The sequence below is a fragment of the Rhizobacter sp. P2_D12 genome, from assembly GCF_056404395.1.
The window spans coordinates 33,444-58,197 of the sequence record NZ_JBFUEB010000032.1 but is presented as its reverse complement, the minus strand read 5'-3'; the positions used below and the strand labels follow the sequence as shown (position 1 = coordinate 58,197).

Here is a 24,754-nt window from a genome sequence, read left to right as displayed (position 1 = left end):
CGAGGCGCGGCGGCTGCTCGCCGGCCAGCTGGCCGAGCACCGCGCGCGCCTGGCGCGGCTGGAGGCCGACATCGACGAACGCGAGGCCGCCGCCCGCGCGACGGCCGAGACGCTGCGCAAGCTGGAGCAGACGGTGCCGCTGGCCCGCCAGCGCGCAAGCGACCTGAAGGACCTGGCGGACCGCAACTTCATCTCGCGCCACGGCTACCTCGAGAGCGAACAGGCGCGCATCGAGCAGGAGGCCGACCTGGCCGCGCAGGCCAGCCGCCTCGAGCAGACGCGCGCCGGCCTGGAGCAATCGCGCCGGCAGCGCAGCCAGGCGATCGCCGAGGCGCGGCGCGGCGCGGCGCGCTCGATGCCATCGCCACCGCGCAGCAGAAGGCGGCCGCGATCGAGCAGGACCTGCGCAAGGCCGAGGCGCGCCGCGCGGCGCTGCGGCTGGTGGCGCCGGTGAGCGGCACGGTGCAACAGCTGGCGGTGCAGACCGTCGGTGGCGTCGTGACGCCGGCGCAGCCGCTGCTGCGGGTGGTGCCCGACGACACGCCGCTCGAAGTCGAGGTGCTGGTCGACAACGCCGACATCGGCTTCGTGCGGACGGGGCAGCCAGTGATCGTGAAGGTGCAGACCTATCCGTTCACGCGCTATGGCACGCTGCAGGGGCGGATCGCGTCGGTGTCGCGCGATGCGATCAGCGATGACAAGCGCGGGCTGGTCTATTCGGCGCGGGTGCGGCTGGCGAAGACGACGCTGGAGGTGGAGGGCGTGACGTTCGGGCTCGTGGCCGGCATGGCGGTGTCGGCCGAAGTGAAGATCGGGACGCGGCGGGTGATCGACTACGTGCTGTCGCCCGCGATGGGGCACCTGGACGAAGCGCTGCGCGAAAGATGAAGGGTTTCAACGTTCGCGGAACGCCTCTTTCGATTTCAACATCGGCCGCAGCAGGAAGCTCAACACCGAGCGCTCCCCCGTGCGCACCTCGACCGACCCGGTCATCCCCGGCAACACCGTCAACGGCTTGCCCCGCTCGCGCAGCGTCGACCGGTCGGTGCGCAGCATCACGCGGTAGTAGGTCTGGTCCTGAGCGGCGCTCTTGTCGGTGTCGCCCAGCGCATCGGGGCTGATGTACTCGATCTTGCCGTGCAGCCCGCCATAGGTGGTGTAGTCGTACGCGGCGAGCTTGATCTCCGCCGTCTGCCCGACGCGCAGGAAGCCGATCTCCGACGGCTTGACGCGCGCCTCGATCAGCACGCGCGACGTGATCGGCACGATCTCCATCATCGCGGCCCCCGGGCTCACGACGCCGCCCACCGTCACCGAGCGGATGTTCTTGACCAGCCCGCGCACCGGCGACTTCAGCACCGTGCGGCGCAGCACGTCCTGCCGGCCGGCCAACTGCTCGTCGATCTGCGCCAGGTCGGTCTGCGCGCGCACGAGTTCGGTGCTCGCATCCTGGCGGAAGCGGTTGACGCGCTCCTGCGACTGCAGGTGCAGGTCGTTGACCTGGCGGCGCAGCCGCATCACCTCGACGTCGGACATCAGCCCCTTGGCGGCCATCGCCTCCGAGACGCCGAGCTCCTTCATCACCAGCTCGATGCTGCGGCCGTTCGAGCGCACCGCCTCGTCCAGGCCGCGCTTGCGCGCGTTGTAGGCATCGGTCTCGGCCTCGACCACGCTCTCGACCTTGGCCACGTCGGCCGGGAACTGCAGCGCGCGCCCGTAGGCCTCGGCCGTCAGCCGCGTGATCGTGCCGCGCAGCGCGATGCGCTTGACCTGGGCCTCGTTCTGCTGCGCCTCGAAACGCGTCGGGTCCAGCTGCGCCAGGTCCTGGCCCTCCTGGACCTGCATGCCTTCGCGCACGTAGAGCTCGCGCAAGATGCCGCCCTCCAGGCTGGCGATCACCTGCTCCTTGCCGTCGGGCACGACGCGGCCGTCGGCACGCGTGATCTCGTCGACCCGCGCCGTCGCCGACCAGGCGATCGCCACGATCACCGCGATCGCCATCAGGTACAACGTCCAGGTGGCGCGCGACATGTCGTCCATCACCTGCGCGGCGCGGACGTCGCTCAGGAACTTGGCGTCGCCGGTCTTCAGCTCGGCCTGGGGTTTCTTCCTGCCGAACATGGTCAGACGGCCGCCTCACGCTGGACCGGCTGCGACGCGGGATGCAGGTGCAGGTTGCTCGGCCCGCTCCCTTCCGGCGTGGCCGTGGCCGCCGGCTTGGCGCCGGACAAGGCCGCCAGCACCTGCGCCTTCGGCCCGTCGAGCACGATCTTGCCGCCATCGACGACGATCACGCGCTGCGCCAGCTCGAGCACCKCCGGGCGATGCGTCACCATGATCAGCGTACGCTTGCCGGCCGCCTCGTTCAGCTGGCGCAGGAACATCACCTCCGACTGCGCATCCATCGAGCTGGTCGGCTCGTCCATCAGCAGGATCTGCGGCTGCGTCGCGAGGCACCGCGCCAGCGCCACCAGCTGGCGCTGCCCGCCCGACAGCAGCCCGCCCATCTCGCCGACCGCCAGCTCCCAGCCCTGCGGGTGCGAGGCGATCACGCGGTCCAGGCCCGTCACCTTGGCCACCTCGGCCAGCCGCGCCGGGTCGACCGTCGCACGGCCCAGCATCACGTTCTCGCGCAGCGTGCCGTTGAAGAGCCGCGGCTCCTGCGAGACGAAGCCGACCCGCGCACGGAAATCCGCCGGGTCGATCTGCCGCAGGTCGATGCCGTCGGCCTCGACCATGCCTTCGGTCGGCTGGTAGAGGCCCGCCAGCAGGCGCAGGATGGTCGACTTGCCGCTGCCGATGCGCCCGAGGATCACGACGCGCTCGCCCGGCTCGAACTTGAGGTTGATGCCCTTCAGCACCTTGGGCGCACCGTCGCCGCCGGTGGCCGGGTAGGCGAAGCTCAGCTCGTGCAAGCCCAGCTTGCCGGTGATGCGGTGGTTGGCGATGTAGGTCTTGCCGCTCTCGCGCTCGACCGGCAGCGACATCATCTGGTCCAGCGCCGCCATCGCGGCGCGCGCACCCTGGTAGCGGGTGGCCAGGCTGACCACGCTGCCCAGCGGCGCGATCGCGCGGCCGGCGAACATCACCGCACCGATCAGCGCGCCGCCGCTGACCACGCCGTCCTTGATCAGGTACACGCCCCACACCAGCATCGCCAGCGTGATGGCCTGCTGCATCGCGGCCGAGATGTTGCTGGTCAGTCCCGACAGCGCACGCGCGCGCAGCGCCGAATCGGCGGCGGCGGCGGTCGCGTCTTCGTAGCGGCGCAGGAACTGGCCTTGCGCGCCGGCGGCCTTCAGGTCTTCCAGGCCTTCGACGGCCTCGACCAGCACGCCCTGCAGGTCGGCGTGGAAGTGCATGTTGGCCGCCATCGAGCGGCGCAGCGAGCTCTGGATGGCCCAGGCCAGCCCGAGGATCAGCGGGATCGCCAGCACCAGCACCCAGCCCAGCGGCCCTCCGACGATGAAGGTCATCGCGACGAACAGCACGATGAACGGCAGGTCGCTGACGGCCGACAGCGTCGCGCCGGCGAAGAACTCGCGCACCAGCTCGATCTGCGCCAGGTGGTGCGCGTACGAGCCGGCCGAGGCCGGCCGGTGCTCCATGCGCACGCCCAGCGTCTGGCGGAACAGCAGCGAGCCGATGATCAGGTCGGCCTTCTTGCCGGCCGCGTCGATCAGGTGGGTGCGCAGCTGGCGCGCCACCAGGTCGAACACCAGCGCCAGCGCGGCGCCGGTGGCCAGCGCCCACAGCGTGACCAAGGCCTGGTGCGGAATCACCTTGTCGTAGACCACCGAGGTGACGATGCCGGTCACCATCATCAGCAGGTTGCTGAGCATCGCGGCCAGCAGCGACGAGCGGTAGTACGGCAGGAAGCGCCGCATCGTGCCCCACAGCCAGTGGCTGTTCGGGTCGCGCAGCGCCTCGTTCGCTTCCGGGCCGGGCGCCTGCAGCCGCGGCGACGCGACGAAGGCGATGCCGGTGTATTCGCCGGCCAGCWCGGCCTCGGTGGCCTTGCAGCTGTGCGATTCGGGGCCCGGCATCACGACGTCGTAGGACTCGGGGCCGAGCCGCTTGACGACGATGCAGGCATCGCCGTTGCGCAGCAGCAGCACCGCCGGCAGCAGCAGCGCATGGATCTCGGAGATCTTGCGCTGCACCAGCCCGGCGTTGAAGCCGGCCTCGCGCATCACGCGCACCGCCTGGTCGGGGCCCAGCGGGCCGGACAGCGGCATGCCGGTCAGCAGCGACGCGGCCGAGCGCTCGCGCCCGTGGTGGCGCGTCAGCCACACCATCGACTGCAGCAGCGCGTCGTCCGGCGGCACGGCTGCCGCGCTGGCAGCGTCCGGCTGGATGAAGGGCTCCTGGCGGTCCATGGGCAGCGGTCAGGCGGCTCAGCTGCGGTGCGCGAGCGCGAGGCGCTCGAACCCGGCCTCGATGTCGCGCACCAGGCCCGGCACGTCGAACAGCCGCGACTGCCGGCCGTGCTCGGCCAGGTAGCGCTTGTACGACGCGATGCGCGCCGGGTTGCGGCCCAGTTGCACACCCAGGCGTTCGTAGTCGGCGATCGAGCCGGTGATCAGGTCGGGCAGGCCGACGCTGGTCAGCAGGCTGCCGGCCATGCGCGAGATGTAGGTGCGGCCCGACAGCGTCAGGATCGGCAGCCCCATCCACAGCGCGTCGCTGGCGGTGGTGCCGGCGTTGTAGGGGAACGTGTCGAGGAACAGGTCGGCGAGCTGGAAGCGCGCCAGGTACTCGGGCGGCGTGACGCGCGGCGCGAACACCACGCGCTCGCGGGCGATGCCGTGCGCATCGGCCTGGCGCAGCATGTTCTCGCGCGCCCAGTCGTTGTCGGCCAGCAGCCACAGCACGCTGCGGTCCACCTGCTGCAGCATGCGCATCCAGCCGGTGAACACCGGCTCGGTGAACTTGTGATTGTTGTTGAACGAGCAGAACACGAAGGCGTCGTCCGGCAGGCCGTACTGCGCGCGCGTGGGCGTGGGCGCCACCTCGCGCTGGCGGTCGCTGACCTGGTAGCAGTGCGGCACATACAGCGGCTTCTCCGTCATGTACGGCAGTTGCTCGGGCGGCATCACGTAGCGGTCGGCCAGGATCCAGTCGACGCCCGGCAGCGCCGACGTGGCCGGCAGCCCGAGGTAGCTGACCTGCACCGGCGCGGCGCGGTAGCCGAGGATCGCCGGGCGGGCGCCGTTGGTGATGCCTTGCAGGTCGACCAGCACGTCGATGCCGTGGCGGGCGATCAGCTGGGCGGCGGTCGCATCGTCGACGCCGGCCAGCGGCACGTACACGTCCATGGCCTTGCGCAGGCGCTGGCGCAGCGGCGTGCCGTCCTCGCGCGACCAGCAGAAGCCGTGCACCTCGAAGCGGCTGCGGTCGTGCAGCTCGAGCAACTCGGCGGTCAGCAGGCCGACCGCGTGCATGCACAGGTCGCCCGACAGGTAGCCCACCTTGATGCGCCCGGTGCGCGGCGGTTGGGCGGCGTGCAGCGCCACGGCCGGCGGCTTGGGCACGCGGGTGTGCACGAAGCGCTGGGCGGCCATCAGCTGCAGCGCCGGGTCGTCGCTCAGCCCCAGCGTCGCCAGCGGCGAGGTGCCGACCAGCAGCTGGTTCGGCGTGACCTCGCCGACCGCCTGGTGGGCCGGCCATTCGCATTGCTTCTGGCGGATGTGCACGTAGTGCTGCAGCACGTCGGACTGGTCGGCCTTCAGCTCCAGGCTGGTCACCATGCAGGCCTCGGCCTCGTCGAAGCGGCGCTGCATCTCCAGCAGGCGCGCCAGGTTGTTCAGCGCGTGCAGCCGGATGTCCATCAGCGCCACCGGGTTGACGGCGGTGGCGGCGACGACGGCCTGCCACTCGGCCAGCGCCTCGTCCGGGCGGCCCAGGTGCTCGAGCTGGTGGCCCAGGTTGAGCCGGGCCTGCGGGAATGCGGGGTGGAAGGCGAGCGCGCGGCGGTAGGCCTGCTCGGCCTCGGCATGGCGGTTCAGCGCCCCCAGCACGGTGCCCCAGTTGAAGCAGGCGACGTGGCGGAACGGCGATTCGGTGTTGGCGATCCACTGCTCGTACAGCTCGGCCGAGGCGGCCCCCAGGCCGCGCTGGTTCAGCTGCTGGGCCCGTTCGAGCAGCTCGTTGAGCTGCATCCCGCCCGACCGGGCGTGCGCGATTTCGCGCTCCACCTCGGCGGCATGGGCCGGGGCGGCGGGCGTGGCGGGGCGTGTGTCCATCGGTGGCGGGCAGGAGTGGGCGAAGGGTGGGCAGCAAACGGGCCCGCCCCATTGTGGGCAGGACGGGCTGGCCACGGTCGGATCAATAGGATGGCAAATCCGGCCCACTTCGCCGCCCGCCTCCGGCCGGCGATGTGGGGTTTTCGTGCGCCGTGTCACGGTTCCGGCGGCGCCCGAGGGCACAATCGGTCGCCCCGACCCTGCGATGACCCCTACGGAGAGCTCCCATGGCCAAAGTCGACAAGACCACCAAGAAAACCCCCGCCCACGCCTTCGCCGCCACGCTGAAGACGCTGAAGACCGGCTCGGCCGCCGCCGGGCAGTATTTCTCGCTGCCGGAGCTGGCCAAGACGTACCCGAACGTGAACCAGCTGCCGATCTCGATCCGCATCGTGCTCGAGTCGGTGCTGCGCAACTGCGACGGCAACAAGGTGACGGCCGAGCACGTGGCCCAGCTGGCCAACTGGCAGCCGACCGCCGACCGCGTCGACGAGATCCCGTTCACCGTTGCCCGCGTCGTGCTGCAGGACTTCACCGGCGTGCCGCTGCTGGCCGACCTGGCCGCGATGCGCGGCGTGGCCGCCGCGATGGGCAAGAACCCGAAGACCATCGAGCCGCTGGTGCCGGTGGACCTGGTGGTCGACCACTCGGTGATGGTCGACTACTACGGCACCAAGAACGCGCTCGACCTGAACATGAAGCTCGAGTTCCAGCGCAACAACGAGCGCTACGAGTTCATGAAGTGGGGCATGCAGGCCTTCGACACCTTCGGCGTCGTGCCCCCCGGCTTCGGCATCGTGCACCAGGTGAACCTGGAGTACCTGGCGCGCGGCGTGCACCGCAAGGACGGCGTGTACTACCCCGATTCGCTGGTCGGCACCGACAGCCACACGACGATGATCAACGGCATCGGCGTGGTCGGCTGGGGTGTCGGCGGCATCGAGGCCGAGGCCGGCATGCTGGGCCAGCCGGTGTACTTCCTGACGCCCGACGTGGTCGGCCTGGAACTCACCGGCAAGCTGCGCGAGGGCGTGACGGCCACCGACCTGGTGCTGACCGTGACCGAACTGCTGCGCCGCGAGAAGGTGGTCGGCAAGTTCGTCGAGTTCTTCGGCGAAGGCACCAGCACGCTGGCGCTGCCGGACCGCGCGACCATCGCCAACATGGCGCCCGAGTACGGCGCGACCATGGGCTTCTTCCCGGTCGACGGGAAGACCATCGAGTACTTCAAGGGCACCGGCCGCAGCAAGGCCGAGATCGACGCCTTCGAGGCCTACTTCAAGGCGCAGAAGATGTTCGGCGTGCCGAAATCGGGCGACATCCACTACTCGAAGGAGGTCTCGCTCGACCTGTCGACGGTGACGCCGTCGCTGGCCGGCCCGAAGCGCCCGCAGGACCGCATCGAGCTCGGCAAGATGAAGAGCGAGTTCACCGAGCTGTTCAGCAAGCCGACCGCGGCCAACGGCTTCAACCAGCCGGCCGACAAGCTGCACCAGGTGTTCACCACGAAGGACGGTCTGCAGGTGCGCAACGGCGACGTGCTGATCGCCGCCATCACCTCGTGCACCAACACCTCGAACCCGGCCGTGCTGCTGGCCGCCGGCCTGCTGGCGAAGAAGGCGGTGGAGGCCGGATTGACCGTGGCGAAGCACATCAAGACCTCGCTGGCGCCCGGCTCGCGCATCGTCACCGAGTACCTGGACAAGACCGGCCTGTCGCCCTACCTCGACAAGCTCGGCTTCACGCTGGCCGGCTACGGCTGCACCACCTGCATCGGCAATGCCGGCGACCTGACGCCCGAGCTGAACGAGCTGATCACGAAGAACGACCTGGTGTGCGCCGCGGTGCTGTCGGGCAACCGCAACTTCGAGGCGCGCATCCACCCGAACCTGAAGGCCAACTTCCTGGCTTCGCCGCCGCTGGTGGTGGCGTATGCGATCGCCGGCACGACGGTGCGCGACCTGATGACCGAACCGGTGGGCCAAGGCAAGGGCGGGCGCGACATCTACCTGGGCGACATCTGGCCGACGGCCGACGAGATCGCCAAGCTGATGAAGCACGCGATGAACGCCGACGCGTACCGCGACAACTACGAGAAGATCGACCGCAAGCCGGGCAAGCTGTGGGAGCAGATCAAGGGCGTGAAGGGCGAGGTCTACACCTGGCCGGCCAGCACCTACATCGCCAAGCCGCCGTTCTTCGACGGCTTCCACATGACGCCGGCGCTGGCCGATTCGGGCGTCAAGGGCGCGCGGGCGATGGGGCTGTTCGGCGACTCGATCACGACCGACCACATCTCGCCGGCCGGCTCCATCAAGGAAGCCTCGCCGGCCGGCAAGTGGCTGAAGGACAACGGCGTGCTGAAGGCCGACTTCAACAGCTACGGCTCGCGCCGCGGCAACCACGACGTGATGGTGCGCGGTACCTTCGCCAACGTGCGCATCAAGAACCTGATGATCCCGGCCGGCGCCGACGGCAGCCGCGAGGAAGGCGGCGTGACGCTGTTCCAGCCCGGCGGCGAGAAGGTGTTCATCTACGACGCCGCGATGAAGTACATGGCCCAGGGCACGCCGACCATCGTGTTCGCCGGCGAGGAATACGGCACCGGCTCGTCGCGCGACTGGGCGGCCAAGGGGACGCAGCTGCTGGGCATCAAGGCGGTGGTCGCGCGCAGCTACGAGCGCATCCACCGCGCCAACCTGGTGGGCATGGGCGTGCTGCCACTGCAGTTCCGCGGCAGCGATTCATGGCAGTCGCTGGGCATCCAGGGCGACGAGGAGTTCGACGTGCTGCTGGGCGCCGAGCTGAAGCCGCAGCAGGAGGCCACGCTGGTGATCAAGCGCAAGGACGGCAGCCAGCACGACGTGAAGCTGACGCTGCGCATCGACACGCCGATCGAGGTGGACTACTACAAGCACGGCGGGATCCTGCCGTTCGTGTTGCGGCAGTTGCTGGCGGCCTGACGCGGTACCCCGGATGCCAATCCGGGGTTCAACCGTTCTTGAGCGCTTGCGCGAACACTTGCTCTGAAAAGCCGACGGTCACCGAGCCGTCGGCCCAGCGCACGACGGGCCGCTTGATCACGCTGCTCTGCGCCTGCATCAACGCCCGCGCCGACGCGGCGTCCGTCACGCCGGCCTTGGCCGCCTCGTCGAGCCCGCGCCAGGTGTTGCCCTTGCGGTTCAGCAATGTCTCCCACCCGACCTGCTGCAGCCAGCCGTCGATCAGCGCGTCGGGCACGCCGTCCTTCTTGAAATCGTGGAACTGCACCTGCGCGCCCTGCCCGGCCAGCCACTGGCGGGCCTTCTTGACGGTGTCGCAGTTGGGGATGCCATACAGGGTGATGGAGGAAGCAGCGCTCATGGTCGGGCGTCGTTGTCGTGGTCGTTGTAGTCGCACATCGGGTCGATGCCGTAGCCGGTCTCGACCACCTTGCCGTCATCATCGCCGACGCTGACCTGGAACCATTGGCAGAACGGGCTCTCGTAGCGGTACGACCACACCGTGAGGTGCTGGCGCCCGATGTGCTGCCGCTGCGCCGGCCGGCCGAAATCGAACAGCACCTGCGAACCCGGCGTGCCGGCGAGGATGGCGTTGAAGCGCGCCTCGGTGAGCACCTGCTGCCAGCCGCCCAGGCGCCCTTGCGCGTCGACGTCGAGCATGTAGGTGTGCTTGCCCATCGGGCCGCGGGCGTACTCGAGCCGCTTGCCGCCGTCCGGCAACGGGAACTCGCCGGTCGGTGCGCCCATGCGCTCGGTGACGGCGGCCAGCGTCGCGCCCGGCATCAGCGGGCCGGGGTCATAGCCGGCACAGCCCGCGAGCAAGCCGCAGGCGGCGGCCAGCGTCCACGCGAAGCGCTTCATCCGTTCAGAACAGGCCGGCCTTCTGCGCCCCGCCGAGCAGCGTGGTGGCGAGTTCGGCCATCTGCTTGTTCAGTTCCTTCGACGGCGCGGTGGTGGCGCGACCGGTCCACAGCAGCTTGCCGCTGCGCACGTCGGTGATGCTGGATTCGGCCGCGTAGCCAACCGTGCTGGACCCGCCGCTGACCGGCGTCGACATGCCCACGCCGAGGCCGACGCCGGAGCCGAAGGTGCCCAGGCCGAAGCCCAGGCTGACGCCGCTGTCGGGCCGCGACAGCGAGATCATCGCGCGCGTGCGCAGCACCGCACTCGCACCGCGCTCGCGCGCGACGGCGACGTAGTCGGCCGTCGACTTGGCGGCGCCGGCGATGCCGCGGTCGGTGTCGTCGAAGGCCACCGCGGTGGCGCCGCGCGCCGTCACCTCGGAGCGCATCTCGTCCAGGCAGATCTGGCGCAGCGGTGCCTCGTCGGCATCGCACACCACCAGCACCTTGGCGCCTTGCAGCGAGGTCTTCGCGAGGGACGGATCGGTCCACTGCGAATCGAGCTTGGTGGTCGACGCGCAACCCGCGAGGCCCAGCGCCACCACGGCGCCCATCCATCCCGCCAACCCACGCATCGTGACCATCGCCATTGCTCCCGGAAAAGAAAGGAGCGGTCAGTGCACGCACTGACCGCCAAGGGACCGCCGAATTCGGAGGAGCATTGCCAGCGGCCCAACCCCGAAGTCATGCTACGGCGCCCGCATGGCGCATGGTGTAGGACGAAATGCCGATCCGCCGGAGGACAGCCCCTCGGGCGGATTGTGCTTCAGAGGCCGAGGCCGGGCCGGCGTGGGGCCGGCACCGGCATGCGCGCGGGCGCCACCGCCTCTTCGCGCAGCAGGGCAGGTGCGATGTCGAGCGGCATCACCGGCTCCGGCGTGGTCGTGAACCAGGCCGGCAGGCGCGCCAGCAGCCAGGCCAGCGCGATGAAGAGGCCGAAGCCGATCAGCACGAACGCGATCAGCATCACGGCGTGTTCCCAAGGGTCGGTGAAGAAGCCGAATGCAACCGCCGACGCGGCGGCGACGCCGCCAGCACGCCAACGCCCCAGTGGGCCGAACAGGCTGCCGAGCGCGATGCCGTAGCTGCACAGGAAGAGCAACGCCAGCAGGAGCTGGGGCAGTCCCATCTGGCGAAGGCTTTGGTGCAGGTCCGACATGGCTTCCAGCGTAGAGGGGCGGCGTCGGTTTGCGTGTAGGAAGAAGGCTCGATATTTCAGAGCTGTAACGGCCGTAGCAAAGTGGCAACACGCCCGCCGCGCGGGCATGCCAAATCTGCCAAGCACGTCACGCGGATCATCTCGACGGACAGTCGGCGAGGATCACCGGCAGGCGTGCGCGGCGCAGCGTCGCGCGGCCCCTGTCGGTCAGGCGCAACACGCCAGCCTCCTCGGCCAGGTAGCCTTGCACGCAATAGGCCTGCACCAGGTCGTCGCTGATCGCGTTGCCGTGCTTCTCGTAGAGGAACTGCATGGCCTGGTCGAAGGCGGGAACGTAGCTGGTGTCCATTCAGGGGCCCCATCGTTAACGGATGGATGCACTCTACAAATGCGCCGCGTGTTACGGCATCGCGCATTCGAGGGGGTTGAATCCCCCTACTTCGGCGCGACGGCCGCGTCGTACCAGCGCTCGAGCGCCTGCTGGCGGTGCGCCTCGCGCGACTCGGGCGCGGGCGCCCAGCGCCGATGGCTGGCGGCGGCGCGGGCCAGGAAATCCAGCAGGGCCATGTGCTGGCGCAGCACGCGCTGCTGGCGGTGCGCGATCAGCGGGTTGAAGATGCCATGGCGCGAGAACAGCTGGCGCGGGTTCTTCTTCACCCACAGCCACGAACCCATCTCCAGCGTCAGCGGCAGCAGCAGCCTGCCCGGCATCGCCGCGGCGCGCCGGTAGAGGTGGTCCCACAGGTCGCCGTGCGCCAGGTACTGCCGGCTCTGCGGCTCGAAGACGTAGCGGTTGTTGGGGTGGGACTGCTGGAAGATCTGGTGCAGCGCATGCATCTCGGCCAGGTGGGCCATCGGCGCGCGCGTGTGCGCATACGGGAACCACAACCGGTCGCGCAGGCCGAAGCCCGAATGGCAATCGACGGCCAGGCTGAACGGCCGCGCCAGCAGTTCGTCTTCGACCACGCGGCACAGCGCCGCGCTCTCGGCCTGCATCGGCGCGCCGGCCGGGCCGCGGTACCACGGCAGCGCGGCGCTCAGGCGCTGGCCTCCGAGCAGGAAGGGCACGCGGTCCTGCGCGTCGACCGGCGCATTGCGCATCAGGTCGACACCTTGTGGGTTGGCGCGCGTGCCGAGCGCGATGCCGCCGGGGTTGACGATCGGCATGAACACCATGCGCACGCCGTCGAGTTGGCGGTGCAGCGATTCGTCCCAGCGCAGCCGCATCACCAGGCTGCGCAGGTGCGCCATCACGACCGCCGAGCCGATGCGCTCCAGGCCGTGCACGCCGCCGAAGAAGCCGACCGCCGGGATGTCGTGCGCCGGGTTGCCGAGTGCCAGCGCGATCACCGGCAGGCGCTGCGGGCCGGCATCGACCTCGCAGACCACGCGCGCCGTCACGTGTGCGCCGCCTTCTTCGATCAGGCGTTGCAGTTCGATCAGTTCGGCGGGCGTTTGCAAGGCGGCAAGGCGTGGGAGTGCGCGCGCAGGATAGCGCGCCCGGCCCGCGCGGTCTGCCATCAAACCGTCACGCAGGCTTGCTACGGTGCCGCATCGAAACCAAGGAGCGACCCATGATCGGCATGGTCCGCAGACAGCCCGGCCTGGCCTGGCAACTCGGCGTGGCAGTCGCGAGCAGCGTGCTGTGGGGCGTCATCGAACTGGCCGCGCTGTGCCGCGCGCGCTGGGCGCAGCGCCGCTGAACGACACGCCTGAGGGGCGCGGCGCCGCGCCCCTCAGGAACATGTCGACGGCACGGTCCACCATGCCGCCGATCTCGGCGCGCGTGAGCGCCGCCGGACGCTGCTCGAACTGGCGCGAGTTGATCTCGGCCGTCAGCAACGACAGGAACTGCTGCGCGATGACCCGCGGCTCTCCGGCGCGCATCTCGCCGCGCTCGATGGCCGCCCCCATCAACCGGGCCAGCGCGTCGATGGACTGGCTCGGTCCCGCGTCGTGGAACAGCTTGCCGACCTCGGAGCGGCCGGATTCGGCCACCACCATGCGGTAGATGGCGATCGCGCGCCGGTCGTTGGTCAACACCTCGAGCATCTCTTCGCCGAAGCGCATCAGGATGGAACCGAGGGTGTGGTGCCCGCCCGGCTCCAGCGAGAGCTGCGACGTGGCATCGGCCAGGTGGGCGGTCGCGAACGACTCGACGACCGCGACCAGCAAGGACTCCTTCGACGGGAAGTAGCCGTACAAGGTGGCCTTCGAGCCGCCGACCCGTTTCGCCAGTTCGCTCATCGAGGCGTTCTCGTAACCCATCTCCTCGAACAGCTGGGCCGCGGTCTCGAGGATGGCTTCGCGCTTCGCCTGGGTCCTGACCCTCATGTGTGCTCCTTTGTTGAACCGCATCGTACGCTTTTGCTTGACAGGCGGTACCAGCTCGTCGAAACTTAACAGTACCGTACTGTACGGTTAACAACGAGCATACCATGTTCCGATACCTCGCCCGCGCGGCCAATCTCCTGGGTTTCTGGGTTCTGCTGGTGCTGGCCGGCTGCGCCAGCACGCGGCCCTTGCCGTACAACGGCCTGAAGTCCGCGTCCCAGTTGCGGCCCAACACGCAGGACGATGCCGACCGCATCCCCTATCGCTTCTCCACGCCGACGCACTGGCAGAAGTACGCCAGCGCCATCGTCGATCCCGTCGTCGTCTACCAGGGCGCCGACGGCCAGTTCGAAGACATCTCGGACGAAGACAAGGCGGTGCTGGCGAGGTACATGCAAACGCGCTTCGAGGACCGCCTGAAGACGCGCTTCAGGCTGGTGGCGAATCCGGGGCCGGACACGCTGCGGGTCTGCCTGACGCTGACCGGCGCGAAGACGACCACGCGCGGGCTCAGCACCTTCACCCGCTTCGACCTCGGCGGCGGGCCCTACAACATCGTGCAGTCGCTGCGCGGCAAGGAAGGCACGTTCACCGGCTCGGTGAGCTATGCGGTGGAGATCCTCGATGCGCAGAGCGACACCCTGCTCGATGCGTACGTCGCCAAGCAGTACCCCAACGCGCTGAACATCGGCGCCAGCCTGGGCTTGCTGGATGCATCGAAGGTCGGCATCGAGAAGGGTGCGGACGAGCTGGCCTCGAAGCTGCGCTGACCCATGCGCCCCCGACACCTGGCCGCAATGCCGGCCGCGCTGTTGCCCGCGCTGTTGGCCGCGTTGCTGGCGGGCGGTTGCTCGACGCAGCGCCCGTGGCAGAACCTGCCGGCGCGCGACGACGCGCCCGCGGTGATGAGCGCCACCACGCAGATCGACCGCAACGCCCGGGCGCCGTCGATCGTCGCCGCCGTGACGCTGTCGGGCGGCGGTGCCCGCGCGGCCGCGTTCGGCCTGGGCGTGCTGCAGGAACTCAAGGCGACCGGCTTCGAATGGGAAGGCCGGCAGACCACGCTGCTCGACGAGGTCGGCCTGGTCAGCGGCGTTTCCGGCGGCAGCGTGTTGGCCGCGCACTACGCCGCGTTCGGCGACGAGACGCTGGCGCGCTTCGAGCCGGACTTCCTGCTCGCCGACTTCCAGTCCGGACTCGTCGGGCGGGCGCTGTCGCCGGCCCGGCTGTACGGCATGACGTCCTCCTGGTTCGGCCGCAGCAACGTGCTGGCCGAGCGGCTCGACGGCCTGTACCGAGGCCGCAGCTTCGGCGACCTGCAGGCGCGCCCCCGCGGCCCTCGCCTGCTGGTGACGGCCACCGACCTCACGAGCGGCGCGCCCTTCCAGTTCACGCAGGAGCAGTTCGCGTTGATCTGCTCCGACCTGGCCAGCGTTCCGCTGTCCTTCGCGGTCGCCGCCTCGTCCGCCGTGCCGCTGCTGCTGAGCCCGATGACGCTGCGCAACTACGCCGGCCACTGCCCGTCGCAAGCCGCCGCTGCCGCTGGCGGCGCAGCGGACGGCAACTACCGCGCCCGCATGCTGCAGGACAGCACCCGCAGCTACCTCGATGCGCAGGAGCGGCCCTTCCTGCACCTGGTGGACGGGGGCCTCAGCGACAACCTGGGGGTGCGCGCGCTGCTGGACCGCTCGATGGCGGGCGGCTCCATCCGCGAGAGCTTCCGCGGCGTGCCGCCGGGCTCGGTGCGCCGGATCATCCTCGTGGTGGTCAACTCGGAGCGTGACGCGGCCGAGCGCATCGACCAGGCGGACCGCGTGCCGAGCACCGGCCAGGTGATGGACTCGCTGCTGTTCAGCGCCGGCGCCCGCGCCACGCAGGAGACGCTGGCGATCCTCGAGGACGACGCGCGCCGCTGGGCTGCCGAGATCGCGCAGCAGCGCGGCCTGCCCGACAGCCCGTTCGCGGCCGATGCGCAGCTCCACGTGATCGAGGCCAGCCTGCGCGGCATCGGCGACCGCAGCCTGCGCCAGACGCTGCTGCAGGTGCCCACCGCCTTCACGATCACGCCGGCCCAGGTGCGCGCGCTGGAGCGGGCCGGCCGCGATGCCTTGCGTGAATCGGCGCAGTTCCAGCGCCTGCGTGCCGGCCTGGGAGCGCGCTGACCTACCCGCGCCAGCTCTCGATCGCCAGGCGTTGCCCGGTGACGGCGCATTCCAGCACGCCGGCCTTCGCATCGACCAGGTGCAGCACCTGCCCGTCGTGCCAGGTGTAATGCGGCATGCCACGCAGGTGCGGAGCGCTCGGGACCGGCGCGCGCGTCACCATCACGACATGGCGTTCGCCCTTGTCATCGTGCGCGGCGAGCTGCTCGTGGGTGATCCGGACCGACATGCCGCAAGCATGCGCCTGTCCGATTTCCCCTCTCGGACGATGGTTGCAGCGCGTCGGGAATGAGCCTACGCTGGCATGGCGCCGGGCCCCGCACTCGGTATCTCGCACATGGCCCGGCGAATGCCACGACAGGAGGCCATATGTTCAAGCACATCCTCATCCCGACCGACGGTTCGCCAGCATCCGAGATGGCGGCGTTCCGCGGCATCGACATGGCACGCGAATCGGGCGCGCGCATCACCGCGCTGCATGTCAGCCCGCAGTTCCATGTGCTGACCTACCGCAGCGGCGTGCTCGGCGGCAGCCGCGAAGAGTTCGAGCGCGACGCCAACCAGCATGCCGCGGCCTACCTCGACGTCATCGCGAAGGCAGCGCGCGAGGGCGGTGTCGCATGCACCACCTTGTGCGAGGTCCATGACCGCCCGTACCAGGCGATCGTCGAGGTCGCGCAGCGGCTCGAATGCGACCTGATCCTGATGGGCTCGCACGGCCGGCGCGGCGTCGTCGGCATGTTCATGGGCAGCGAGACGCAGCGGGTGCTGGTGCACAGCACGGTGCCGGTGCTGGTGTGGCGCTGAGCCCGGGCCCGCACGCGCGCACCCGGAAACAGAAAGGCCGGTCAGTGATCGCATCACTGACCGGCCTCGTGTGTTGGTGGGCCCTGAAGGATTCGAACCTTCGACCAACGGATTAAGAGTCCGCTGCTCTACCAACTGAGCTAAGAGCCCGCTCAAGAAAACTGGTGGGTTGTGCAGGACTTGAACCTGCGACCAACGGATTAAAAGTCCGCTGCTCTACCGACTGAGCTAACAACCCAGCAAGCCCACGACTATAGCATGTCTTGCAAGGTCATCCCTGATTCAGCACCGTACAACTTCTACGGCACCGCCTCAACGCAGCGGAGCGCAGATTGTAGCGCGATTCAGAGCGCTTTTTGAAGCGCTTCCGATGCCAATACAAAACCGAACGTGGCCGTCACGACGACGCTGGATCCGTAGCCGTGGCAGTTCAGCGTGCCGTCCCCCTGGTCTGCAGCGATACCGCAGGCGTCGCCGTCGGTCGCCGGCATCGCCACCGCCTCGCGCGAGAACACGCAGCGCACGCCGATCGCACCGCTGCGCGGCGCGCCGTGCTGCTTGCGCAGCCGCTGCCGCAGCGACGCCAGCAAGGGGTCGTGCGTGACGTTCGCCAGGTCGTCCACCTCCACCGCCTGCGGCTTGCGCTTGCCGCCGGCCGCACCGGCCATCACGAGCGGCGTGCGCGTCTCGAGGGCCCACTGGGCCATCGCGAGCTTGGCCTGAACCTGGTCGCAGGCGTCGATCACGACGTCCACCGCGCCGGGCAGCAGAGCCGGCCAGTTGTCGCGCGTCACGAAGTCGTCGACCAGCTGCACCTCGCAGCCCGGGTGGATGTCGGCAATGCGCTCGCGCAAGGCCACGCCCTTGGCCTGGCCGAGCGTGGCGCCCAGTGCCTGCACCTGGCGGTTGATGTTCGACTCGGCGACGTGGTCCATGTCGATCAGCGTCAGCGATGCCACGCCGCTGCGCGCCAGCGCCTCGGCCGCCCACGAGCCGACGCCCCCCAGCCCGACCACCGCGATGCGCAGCGCGCGCAGCCGCTGGTAGCCGGCTTCGCCGTACAGGCGGCGCAGGCCGCCGAAGCGGCGCTCCAGGTCCGGCAACAACAGATCGGTCGCGGCGTTCACGGCATCACTTCATCGACGCCAGCCGCTCCTTGCCCGCTTGCGCGGCCTCGGACTTCGGGTAGGCCTTCAGCAGGTCGTCCAGCGTGCGCTTCGCGCCCTTGGTGTCCTTCAGCTCCATCTGGCAGTTGGCGATCGACAGCATCGCCTCCGGCGCACGCGGGCTGTCGGGCGCCACCTTCAGCAGCTCGCGGAACGAGGCGGTCGCCTCGCGGTACTCGCGCTTGCCGTACTGCGCATTGCCCAGCCAGAACAGCGCCACCTCGTTGTAGCCGCTGGCGGGGAAGCGCTGGCGGAAGCTGACGAAGGCCGAGGCCGCGCCGGCGAAGTCGCCCTTGCGCATTACCGCCATCGCGTCGTCGAACTGCTTCTTCTCCTCCGGATCGACGAGGAATTCCTTGTCGTCCAGCGTCACCTTCTGCGGCTCGAGCTTGCGGATGCGGTCGTCCACGCCCTGCGCGATGTCCTTCTGCCGGCGCTGCAGCTCGGCCACGTCGCGCGTCAGCTGCTCGTTCTGGCCGACCAGCTTGGCCGCGTCGGTGCGCATCAGCTCGATCTGGCTGTTCAAATCGAGCAGGCTGCGCTTGAGCAGAGAGATCTGCTCCATCAGCTGCGCGTTCGTCTCGGCCTGGCGCTGCGCCTGCAGCTTGTTGCTCTCTTCGAGCTTGGCGCGCAGGTCGAGGATGGCCCTGCGCGCCTCGTCATCGTCGAACAGCCCGGCATGCGCCGCCGGCGCCGCGAGCAGCGCGAACGCCGCCAGCAGCGGCGCGAGCCCACGAAAGATCGGATGCATGCCCGGCCTCCGGCTTACTTGGCGTTGAACTCGGCGCGGCGGTTCTTGGCCCAGGCCGCTTCATCGCTGCCCTGCACCGCAGGACGCTCCTTGCCGAAGCTCACCGCCTCGACCTGCGACTCGGTCACGCCCAGCAGCGTCAGCGACTTGACGACGGCCTCGGCGCGCTTCTGGCCCAGCGCCAGGTTGTACTCGCGGCCGCCGCGCTCGTCGGTGTGGCCTTCGATGGTGATCTTCTTGGCCTTGTTGCCGGCCAGGCTCTTGGCCTGTGCCTCGATGGTCGGGCGGAACTCGTCCTTCACGACGTAGCTGTCGTAGTCGAAATAGATGACGCTGCCGATCGGCGCGGTCGCGTTCTTCGTCAGGTCGACGCTCGCGACCTGCGACTGCGAGGTGCCAGCGTTGTTGGCGCCGGTGTTGGCCGAGGTGCCGCCGGTCGAGCGGTTCTCCACCGGGGCCGGCTTGTCGTCCAGCTTGACGCCCGAGGCGCAGCCGGCCAGCAGGGCCGCGAGGGTCAGGGCGGAGAGAGAGACGAGTCGTGTTGCTTTCATGGTGTAGCTCCTGGTCGTTGTATCGTCGAGAAAAGATGCGCGGGCCGCTTCGTCAGCGACCGTACGGGCCCCACATGGGCTCGCGGACATCGGCGGCTGTCGACACCAGCTTCGCCTTGATCTTGCCGTCCAGCGTCGTCGTCATCAGCACGTCGCGCCCCTGCGAGCGCGACGCGTAGATGATCAGCCGGCCGTTGGGCGCGAAGCTCGGGCTCTCGTCGTCGCTGGTGTCGGTCAGCGCCTGCGGCGTCGCGCCGGGCGTGGCCAAGTCCAGCAGGTAGAGCCGGAATGCGTTGCCCTGGCGCGAAATGTAGGCCAGGTTGCGCCCGTCCGGGCTGAGCGCCGGGCTGATGTTGTACGCGCCCGAGAAGGTCACGCGCTCCACCGCCCCGCCGGCGGCCGGCGTGCGGTAGACCTGCGGGCCGCCGCCGCGGTCGCTGACGAAGAACAGCGTGCGGCCGTCGGGCGCGTAGACGGGTTCGGTGTCGATCGACTGGCTGACGGTGATGCGCTTCGGGCTTTCGCCGTTGCGGCCCATCGTGTAGAGCTGCGAGACGCCGTCGCGGCTCAGCGTGACGGCCAGCGACTGGCCATCGGGCGCCCAGGCCGGCGCGCTGTTCGAGCCGCGGAAGTTGGCGATCACGCGGCGCTTGCCGGAGGCCACGTCCTGCACGTAGACCACCGCCTTCTGCAACTCGAAGGACACATAGGCCAGCTCCTGGCCGTTCGGCGCCCAGGCCGGCGAGATGATCGGCTCGGGGCTGTTCAGGGCCACCTGGCCGCCCTCGCCGTCGGCGTCGGCCACGCGCAGCGCGTAGCGGGTGCCGGTGCGCGTGACGTAGGCGATGCGGGTCGAGAAGACGCCCTTGTCGCCGGTCAGCTTCTCGTAGACGAAGTCGGCGATGCGGTGCGCCGCCAGCCGCAGGTCGGCCGGCTGCACCGCGTTGCTCTGGCCGCCGAGCTCCTGGCCCTTGACGATGTCCCAGAGCTTGAAACGCACGTCGAAGCGGCCGTCGGCCAGCCGCGTCACCGAGCCGGCCACCAGCGCATCGGCGCTGCGGGCGCGCCACTCGCCCATCACCGGCGACGCGGTCTCGTCGATGGTGGCGCTGGTGTCGATGCCGCGGAACACGCCGGCGCGTTCCAGGTCGGCCCGGATGATGGCCGACAGCGCCTGCGTGGTCTTGTCCTCGTCGCGGAACTTGACGATCGCGATCGGCACCTGGGTGGCGCCGACGCCCGCGATCTCGACGCGGAACTGGGCCCGGGCCGCGCCGGTGAACGCCAGGCCCGCACAGGCGAGGCCGGTGGAAGCGGAGAAGGTACGTCGATTCAGCATCAAGGGTCCTGATCTCGAATTGTGTTCTTGGTTCCGGAGAACGCCATTTTCAGGTATCGGTAGTACGTGCCCTCGGCCACGTAGACCGCCAGCACGAAACCGAGCCGGCCGTCCAGGAAGCCGCGGCGCAGCAGGTAGGCCCGCACGAACGCCCAGGCCCCATGGGCAAGCGCCGTACCCAGCCCGCCCTGCCGGCCGGCGCGCAGCTTGTCGAGCGCCCGGCCGCTGCTGTAGCGGTTCATCTTGTCCAGCGCGTCGTGCAGCGTCGGCATGGTCTCGTGCAGCAGCTCGCCGTCCAGCCGCGCGACCGGTCCCTGCACGTCCAGCCGCTCGTGCACCAGGTCGTCGGTGAAACGCGCGCGGCCGCGCAGGAACAGCCGCGTCACGCGGTCAGGGTACCAGTCGCCGTGGCGCATCCACTGGCCGCAGAAGCGCGACAGGCGTGACAGCTGGTAAGCGGTTGCTCCACTTTCACCCGCAGCATCGGATGCAGCCACCGCCGCCCGGATCGCTGCCGCCAGCGGCGCGCTGACGCGCTCGTCGGCGTCCAGGCTCAGCACCCAGCGGCCCTGGGCCTCGTCGAGCGCGCGGTTCTTCTGGCGGCCGAAGCCCGGCCAGTCGGCGCTGCGCAGCACGCGGGCGCCTAGCGCGGCGGCGATCTCGCGGGTGTCGTCGGTGCTGCCGGAGTCGACGACGATCCATTCGTCGGCGAACGCGACGCTCTTCAGGCAGTCCGCGATCTGGTGGCCTTCGTTGTGCGTGATGACGATGACCGACAGGTTGGGCGCAGGCATGAAGAAGGGCGGCAGGCAGGCGGATCGTGGGGTGCCGCGATTGTAGGCAGTGCCGGCAAACGATAATGCGCCCGGAATGAGCACCCCCACCCTGCCCCCCGCCTTGCCGCTGCGATCCCGCCTGAAGCGCCTGGCACCGTATTTCGCCGACAGCGGCCGGGGCTTCGTGCTGATGATCGCCGGCTCGGTCATCGGCGCGCTGACCGAACCGGTGATGCCGGCCCTGATGGCCCCGCTGCTGGACAAGGGCTTCACCGGCAACGGCATCCCGCTGTGGATGGTGCCGGTGGCCATCATCGGCCTGTTCTTCATCCGCGGCGTCGCCGGGCTGGTCGCGCAGTACGGCCTGGCCTGGTCGGCCAACCGCGGCACGCAGGCGCTGCGCACCGCGATGTTCGAGCGGCTGATGACGGTGCAGCCCGCGCTGTTCAGCCGCAACACCGCCAGCAGCCTGACCAACACGCTGACCTATGAGGTGCAACAGGGGGCCGGGCTGCTGGTGGGTTCGGTGATGACGCTGGTGCGCGATTCGGCCACGCTCATCGCGCTGCTGGCCTACCTTCTGTGGGTGAACTGGCAGCTGACGCTGTTCGTCGGCGTGCTGGTGCCGGCGGTGGCCTTCGTGATGCGCAAGCTGAGCAAGCGGCTGCACCGCCTGACGGTCGAGGGCCAGCAGGCCACCGACCAGCTCGCCTACGTGGTCGAGGAGAACGTGCTGGCCTGGCGCATCGTGCGGCTGCACGGCGCCGAGGGCACGCAGGCGGGGCGCTTCCGCGGCCTGAGCGACACGCTGCGCCGGCTGGCCATCAAGTCGACGATGGCGGCCGCGACCATGACGCCGGTGACGCAGATGATCGCCGCCTGCGGCCTGTCGGCCGTGATCATCGCGGCACTGTGGCAGAGCACGCACTACGGCGGCACGGCGGGCAGCTTCGCCGCCTTCATCACCGCGATGCTGATGCTGCTGGCGCCGATCAAGCACCTGTCCGAGGTGGCCGGGCCCATCACGCGCGGGCTGGCCGCCCTGGAACGGGGCGTCGAACTCATCACCGATTCGCCGGTCGAGCAAGGCGGCAGCTTCGATCCCGGCCGCGCCGCGGGCCGCATCGAGATGCGCGGCGTGGGCCTGCGCTACAAGGAAGACCAGGCCCCGGCGCTGGACGGCGTGACGCTGAACCTGAAGGTCGGCGAGACGGTCGCGCTGGTCGGCCCGTCCGGCGCCGGCAAGACCACGCTCGTGAACCTGCTGCCRCGCTTCCTCGAACCGACCAGCGGTGAGCTGCTGCTCGACGGGCACGCGCTGCGCGACTGGAACGTGGCCGCGCTGCGGCGGCAGTTCGCGCTGGTCAGCCAGGACGTGGTGCTGTTCAACGACACGGTGGCGGCCAACGTGGCGCTGGGCGGCGAGGCGGTCGACACCGCGCGCGTGCGCGAGGCGCTGCGCGGCGCCAACCTGCTGAAGTTCGTCGACGACATGCCGCAGGGCCTGGACACGCTGATCGGCCACAACGGCAACCAGCTGTCGGGCGGCCAGCGCCAGCGCCTGGCGATCGCCCGCGCGATCTACAAGGACGCGCCGATCCTGATCCTCGACGAGGCCACGTCGGCGCTCGACTCCGAATCCGAGCGCCTGGTGCAGGAGGCGCTCGACCGGCTGATGCGCGGCCGCACCAGCCTGGTGATCGCGCACCGCCTGTCCACCATCAAGGCCGCCGACCGCGTGCTGGTGCTCGAGGCCGGCCGCGTCGTCGAGCAGGGCACGCATGCCGAGCTGCTGGCCCAGGGGGGCCTGTTCGCGCACCTGCACTCGCTGCAGTTCAGATCCCACGCCGCCACACCGGAGTTTCGCGGATGACCCGCCTCAGCATCATCACCGCCGTGCACAACCAGCTCGAGATGAACCGCTGGTTCGTCGAGCACCTGCAGCGCTACACGAAGCTGCCGTCCGAGCTGATCATCATCGACAACGCGTCGACCGACGGCTCGGCCGAGTTCTTCGAGTCGGTCGGCGCGAAGGTGATCCGCAACAAGGCCAACTACTCCTACCCCTACACGCAGAACCAGGGCATCGCGGCGGCACAGGGCGACTGGCTGGCGTTCCTGAACAACGACATCGTCGTGCCGCCGGCCTGGGACGAGCGGCTGGTCGCCAATGCCGAAGCGCACGGGCTGGACGCGCTGACGGTATGCGGCATCGAGCGCATCGAGACACCCGAGGCCACGCACGCGCTGCGCCGGCGCTGGAAGCGCGCATCGCTGCCGGTGCGCTTCTTCGGCGCCAAGCAACCCTGGCTCGGCATGTCGCACCGCTGGATGTACGGCGACTGGGAGCGCTTCAGCCGCCAGCGCGCCGAGCAGTTCGAGGGGCTGGTGCTCGAAGGCTACGTCGGCAATTCGGTGCTGATGAACCGCCGGGCGATCGACCGCATCGGGCTGTGGGACGAGCGCATCCAGGCGGCCGATGCCGACCTGTTCCTGCGCGCCAAGAAGCGTGCGGTCGAGATCGGCGACGTGCGGCCGCTGCACATCGCGCTCGACGTGTTCGTGCACCACTACATCCGCGTGACGCTGCGCGCGCGGCCGCCGGCCTTCGCCGACGCGTCGCGGCTGATCCCGATGGAGCAGAAGTGGAATCCCGGCGAAGTGGCCCGCCTGAACGCACACCAATGACAGCCTCGATCAGCGGGTTCACCTTCCTGCGCAACGGCGTCAAGCTGGGCTTCCCGTTCGAGGCCTCGGTGCGCTCGCTGCTGCCGCTGGTCGACGAGTTCGTGATCGCGGTCGGCCGCGGCGAGGACGACACGCGCGAGCGGCTGCTCGCGATCGGCGACCCGAAGATCCGCCTGATCGACACCGTGTGGAACGAACGCATGGAATCGCGCGGCTTCGTCTATGCGCAGCAAAAGATGATCGCGCAGTACGCCTGTACCGGCGACTGGGCCTTCTACCTCGAAGGCGACGAGGTGCTGCACGAAGCCGAGCTGGCCGCGATCCGCGCATCGGTCGAGCGCCACCACGGCAACCGGCAGGTCGAGGCACTGGTGTTCGACTACCTGCACTTCTACGGCTCGCCGCACTGGCTGGCCGTCAGCCCGGCCTGGTACCGGCGCGAATGCCGGCTGATCCGCAACACGATCCGCAGCTACGCGCCCGACGGCCAGTTCTGGGTCGTGATGGACAAGCATCGGCGCGGCCGCCACCCGAACGCGGCGCTGGCCAACGCCCACATCTACCACTACGGCCACGTGCGCCGCACCGACTACATGCAGGCCAAGCTCGACCAGGTGAGCAAATACTGGTCGCACGGCGCGCCCAAGGTGCACTACGGCAACATCGATCCGCAGTCGCTGAAACCTTACGCCGGCACGCACCCGGCGGTGATGGCCGGCTGGCTGCGCGACGAGGCCGAGCAGCACTTCGCGCCCGACCCGGCGCATGTGCTGACGAGCCGCGAGCGCAAGCACCGCCTGTCGATGCGCGTCGAGCGCTGGTTCGGCGGCGACCTCAGCCGCAAGCACTACAAGTTGATTGCCTGAGCCCGC

25 protein-coding genes, 2 tRNA genes and 1 pseudogene are annotated in these 24,754 nt (G+C 69.6%); 10 read left to right on the top strand and 18 right to left on the bottom strand.

Going from position 1 to position 24,754, the window contains the following annotated elements:
* Both AC1DYN_RS13255 and AC1DYN_RS13250 read left to right on the top strand, forming a co-directional pair.
* Positions 1-454, top strand: a pseudogene (locus AC1DYN_RS13255) (hypothetical protein); the annotation flags it as partial.
* Entirely contained in the window at positions 451-888 is a 438-nt protein-coding gene (locus tag AC1DYN_RS13250; RefSeq protein WP_477960169.1) for a beta-barrel domain-containing protein, read from the top strand. The pseudogene AC1DYN_RS13255 and the gene AC1DYN_RS13250, both read left to right, overlap by 4 nt.
* Positions 889-894: 6 nt before the next feature.
* On the opposite strand, the gene AC1DYN_RS13245 is transcribed toward AC1DYN_RS13250, so the two are convergent.
* The 3 genes from AC1DYN_RS13245 to AC1DYN_RS13235 are packed head-to-tail and all read right to left on the bottom strand — an operon-like array spanning position 895 to position 6,245.
* On the bottom strand, positions 895-2,121 hold the full coding sequence (locus tag AC1DYN_RS13245; protein WP_477960167.1) for an HlyD family type I secretion periplasmic adaptor subunit: 1,227 nt from the start codon (positions 2,119-2,121) through the stop codon (positions 895-897).
* Between the two features lie 2 nt (positions 2,122-2,123).
* Complete coding sequence (locus AC1DYN_RS13240; RefSeq protein WP_477960165.1) at positions 2,124-4,379, bottom strand: type I secretion system permease/ATPase; 2,256 nt, start codon at positions 4,377-4,379, stop codon at positions 2,124-2,126.
* 18 nt (positions 4,380-4,397) lie between these two features.
* The gene (locus AC1DYN_RS13235) at positions 4,398-6,245 is read right to left on the bottom strand and encodes an O-linked N-acetylglucosamine transferase, SPINDLY family protein (RefSeq protein ID WP_477960163.1); all 1,848 of its coding nucleotides are present in this window, start codon (positions 6,243-6,245) and stop codon (positions 4,398-4,400) included.
* Between the two features lie 227 nt (positions 6,246-6,472).
* Between AC1DYN_RS13235 and acnA the strand changes: the two genes are divergently transcribed.
* Positions 6,473-9,208 (top strand): aconitate hydratase AcnA, encoded by a 2,736-nt coding sequence (acnA, locus tag AC1DYN_RS13230; RefSeq protein ID WP_477960161.1) that lies wholly within the window; start codon positions 6,473-6,475, stop codon positions 9,206-9,208.
* Positions 9,209-9,236: 28 nt separating this feature from the next.
* Here acnA and AC1DYN_RS13225 read toward each other — a convergent pair whose 3' ends face one another.
* The 6 genes from AC1DYN_RS13225 to AC1DYN_RS13200 all read right to left on the bottom strand — a co-directional run bounded on the left by AC1DYN_RS13225 (position 9,237) and on the right by AC1DYN_RS13200 (position 12,769).
* The gene (locus AC1DYN_RS13225; RefSeq protein WP_477960159.1) at positions 9,237-9,608 is read right to left on the bottom strand and encodes an ArsC family reductase; all 372 of its coding nucleotides are present in this window, start codon (positions 9,606-9,608) and stop codon (positions 9,237-9,239) included.
* A complete protein-coding gene (locus AC1DYN_RS13220) occupies positions 9,605-10,108 on the bottom strand; it encodes a hypothetical protein (RefSeq protein ID WP_477960157.1) in 504 nt (167 codons plus the stop codon). The genes AC1DYN_RS13225 and AC1DYN_RS13220 overlap by 4 nt, the downstream gene beginning before the upstream one ends.
* 4 nt (positions 10,109-10,112) lie before the next feature.
* The gene (locus tag AC1DYN_RS13215; protein WP_477960155.1) at positions 10,113-10,733 is read right to left on the bottom strand and encodes a hypothetical protein; all 621 of its coding nucleotides are present in this window, start codon (positions 10,731-10,733) and stop codon (positions 10,113-10,115) included.
* A 182-nt stretch (positions 10,734-10,915) separates the two neighbouring features.
* Complete coding sequence (locus AC1DYN_RS13210) at positions 10,916-11,278, bottom strand: hypothetical protein (protein WP_477960154.1); 363 nt, start codon at positions 11,276-11,278, stop codon at positions 10,916-10,918.
* A 166-nt stretch (positions 11,279-11,444) separates the two neighbouring features.
* Positions 11,445-11,657, bottom strand: coding sequence for a hypothetical protein (locus tag AC1DYN_RS13205; protein WP_477960152.1), 213 nt, complete (start codon positions 11,655-11,657; stop codon positions 11,445-11,447).
* 86 nt (positions 11,658-11,743) lie between these two features.
* Entirely contained in the window at positions 11,744-12,769 is a 1,026-nt protein-coding gene (locus tag AC1DYN_RS13200; protein WP_477960150.1) for a M14 family zinc carboxypeptidase, read from the bottom strand.
* Positions 12,770-12,882: 113 nt separating this feature from the next.
* Between AC1DYN_RS13200 and AC1DYN_RS13195 the strand changes: the two genes are divergently transcribed.
* Complete coding sequence (locus AC1DYN_RS13195) at positions 12,883-13,011, top strand: hypothetical protein (protein WP_477960148.1); 129 nt, start codon at positions 12,883-12,885, stop codon at positions 13,009-13,011.
* On the opposite strand, the gene AC1DYN_RS13190 is transcribed toward AC1DYN_RS13195, so the two are convergent.
* Positions 12,962-13,642 (bottom strand): TetR/AcrR family transcriptional regulator, encoded by a 681-nt coding sequence (locus tag AC1DYN_RS13190; RefSeq protein WP_477960146.1) that lies wholly within the window; start codon positions 13,640-13,642, stop codon positions 12,962-12,964. The genes AC1DYN_RS13195 and AC1DYN_RS13190 overlap by 50 nt on opposite strands.
* Positions 13,643-13,746: 104 nt before the next feature.
* Between AC1DYN_RS13190 and AC1DYN_RS13185 the strand changes: the two genes are divergently transcribed.
* Positions 13,747-14,412, top strand: a complete 666-nt coding sequence (locus AC1DYN_RS13185) for a DUF3313 domain-containing protein (protein ID WP_477960144.1) — start codon at positions 13,747-13,749, stop codon at positions 14,410-14,412.
* Between the two features lie 3 nt (positions 14,413-14,415).
* Entirely contained in the window at positions 14,416-15,804 is a 1,389-nt protein-coding gene (locus AC1DYN_RS13180) for a patatin-like phospholipase family protein (RefSeq protein ID WP_477960142.1), read from the top strand.
* Between the two features lies 1 nt (position 15,805).
* Here the strand turns inward: AC1DYN_RS13180 and AC1DYN_RS13175 are convergent, their stop codons facing one another.
* Complete coding sequence (locus tag AC1DYN_RS13175; RefSeq protein WP_477960140.1) at positions 15,806-16,033, bottom strand: hypothetical protein; 228 nt, start codon at positions 16,031-16,033, stop codon at positions 15,806-15,808.
* 140 nt (positions 16,034-16,173) lie between these two features.
* Between AC1DYN_RS13175 and AC1DYN_RS13170 the strand changes: the two genes are divergently transcribed.
* On the top strand, positions 16,174-16,611 hold the full coding sequence (locus AC1DYN_RS13170) for a universal stress protein (RefSeq protein ID WP_477960138.1): 438 nt from the start codon (positions 16,174-16,176) through the stop codon (positions 16,609-16,611).
* A gap of 74 nt (positions 16,612-16,685) precedes the next feature.
* On the opposite strand, the gene AC1DYN_RS13165 is transcribed toward AC1DYN_RS13170, so the two are convergent.
* From AC1DYN_RS13165 to AC1DYN_RS13135, 7 genes are all read right to left on the bottom strand, one after another.
* Positions 16,686-16,761 (bottom strand) — tRNA-Lys (locus AC1DYN_RS13165).
* 12 nt (positions 16,762-16,773) lie between these two features.
* Positions 16,774-16,849, bottom strand: a tRNA-Lys gene (locus AC1DYN_RS13160).
* 106 nt (positions 16,850-16,955) lie between these two features.
* Positions 16,956-17,738 (bottom strand): tRNA threonylcarbamoyladenosine dehydratase, encoded by a 783-nt coding sequence (locus AC1DYN_RS13155; protein WP_477960136.1) that lies wholly within the window; start codon positions 17,736-17,738, stop codon positions 16,956-16,958.
* A 4-nt stretch (positions 17,739-17,742) separates the two neighbouring features.
* On the bottom strand, positions 17,743-18,528 hold the full coding sequence (ybgF, locus tag AC1DYN_RS13150) for a tol-pal system protein YbgF (protein ID WP_477960134.1): 786 nt from the start codon (positions 18,526-18,528) through the stop codon (positions 17,743-17,745).
* 14 nt (positions 18,529-18,542) lie between these two features.
* A complete protein-coding gene (gene pal, locus AC1DYN_RS13145) occupies positions 18,543-19,079 on the bottom strand; it encodes a peptidoglycan-associated lipoprotein Pal (RefSeq protein ID WP_477960132.1) in 537 nt (178 codons plus the stop codon).
* 52 nt (positions 19,080-19,131) lie between these two features.
* Entirely contained in the window at positions 19,132-20,418 is a 1,287-nt protein-coding gene (gene tolB, locus AC1DYN_RS13140; RefSeq protein ID WP_477960130.1) for a Tol-Pal system beta propeller repeat protein TolB, read from the bottom strand.
* On the bottom strand, positions 20,418-21,212 hold the full coding sequence (locus AC1DYN_RS13135; RefSeq protein WP_477960128.1) for a glycosyltransferase family 2 protein: 795 nt from the start codon (positions 21,210-21,212) through the stop codon (positions 20,418-20,420). The genes tolB and AC1DYN_RS13135 overlap by 1 nt, the downstream gene beginning before the upstream one ends.
* 76 nt (positions 21,213-21,288) lie before the next feature.
* Between AC1DYN_RS13135 and msbA the strand changes: the two genes are divergently transcribed.
* Genes msbA through AC1DYN_RS13120 form a run of 3 tightly spaced genes read left to right on the top strand, consistent with a single transcriptional unit; the run spans position 21,289 to position 24,748 of the window.
* The gene (msbA, locus tag AC1DYN_RS13130) at positions 21,289-23,067 is read left to right on the top strand and encodes a lipid A export permease/ATP-binding protein MsbA (RefSeq protein WP_477960126.1); all 1,779 of its coding nucleotides are present in this window, start codon (positions 21,289-21,291) and stop codon (positions 23,065-23,067) included.
* The gene (locus tag AC1DYN_RS13125; RefSeq protein ID WP_477960124.1) at positions 23,064-23,882 is read left to right on the top strand and encodes a glycosyltransferase family 2 protein; all 819 of its coding nucleotides are present in this window, start codon (positions 23,064-23,066) and stop codon (positions 23,880-23,882) included. Before msbA ends, AC1DYN_RS13125 begins: the two co-directional genes overlap by 4 nt.
* Positions 23,879-24,748 carry a glycosyltransferase family protein gene (locus tag AC1DYN_RS13120; RefSeq protein ID WP_477960122.1) on the top strand — a complete coding sequence of 290 codons (870 nt, stop codon included), beginning with the start codon at positions 23,879-23,881 and terminating at the stop codon, positions 24,746-24,748. Before AC1DYN_RS13125 ends, AC1DYN_RS13120 begins: the two co-directional genes overlap by 4 nt.
* Positions 24,749-24,754 lie beyond the last annotated feature (6 nt).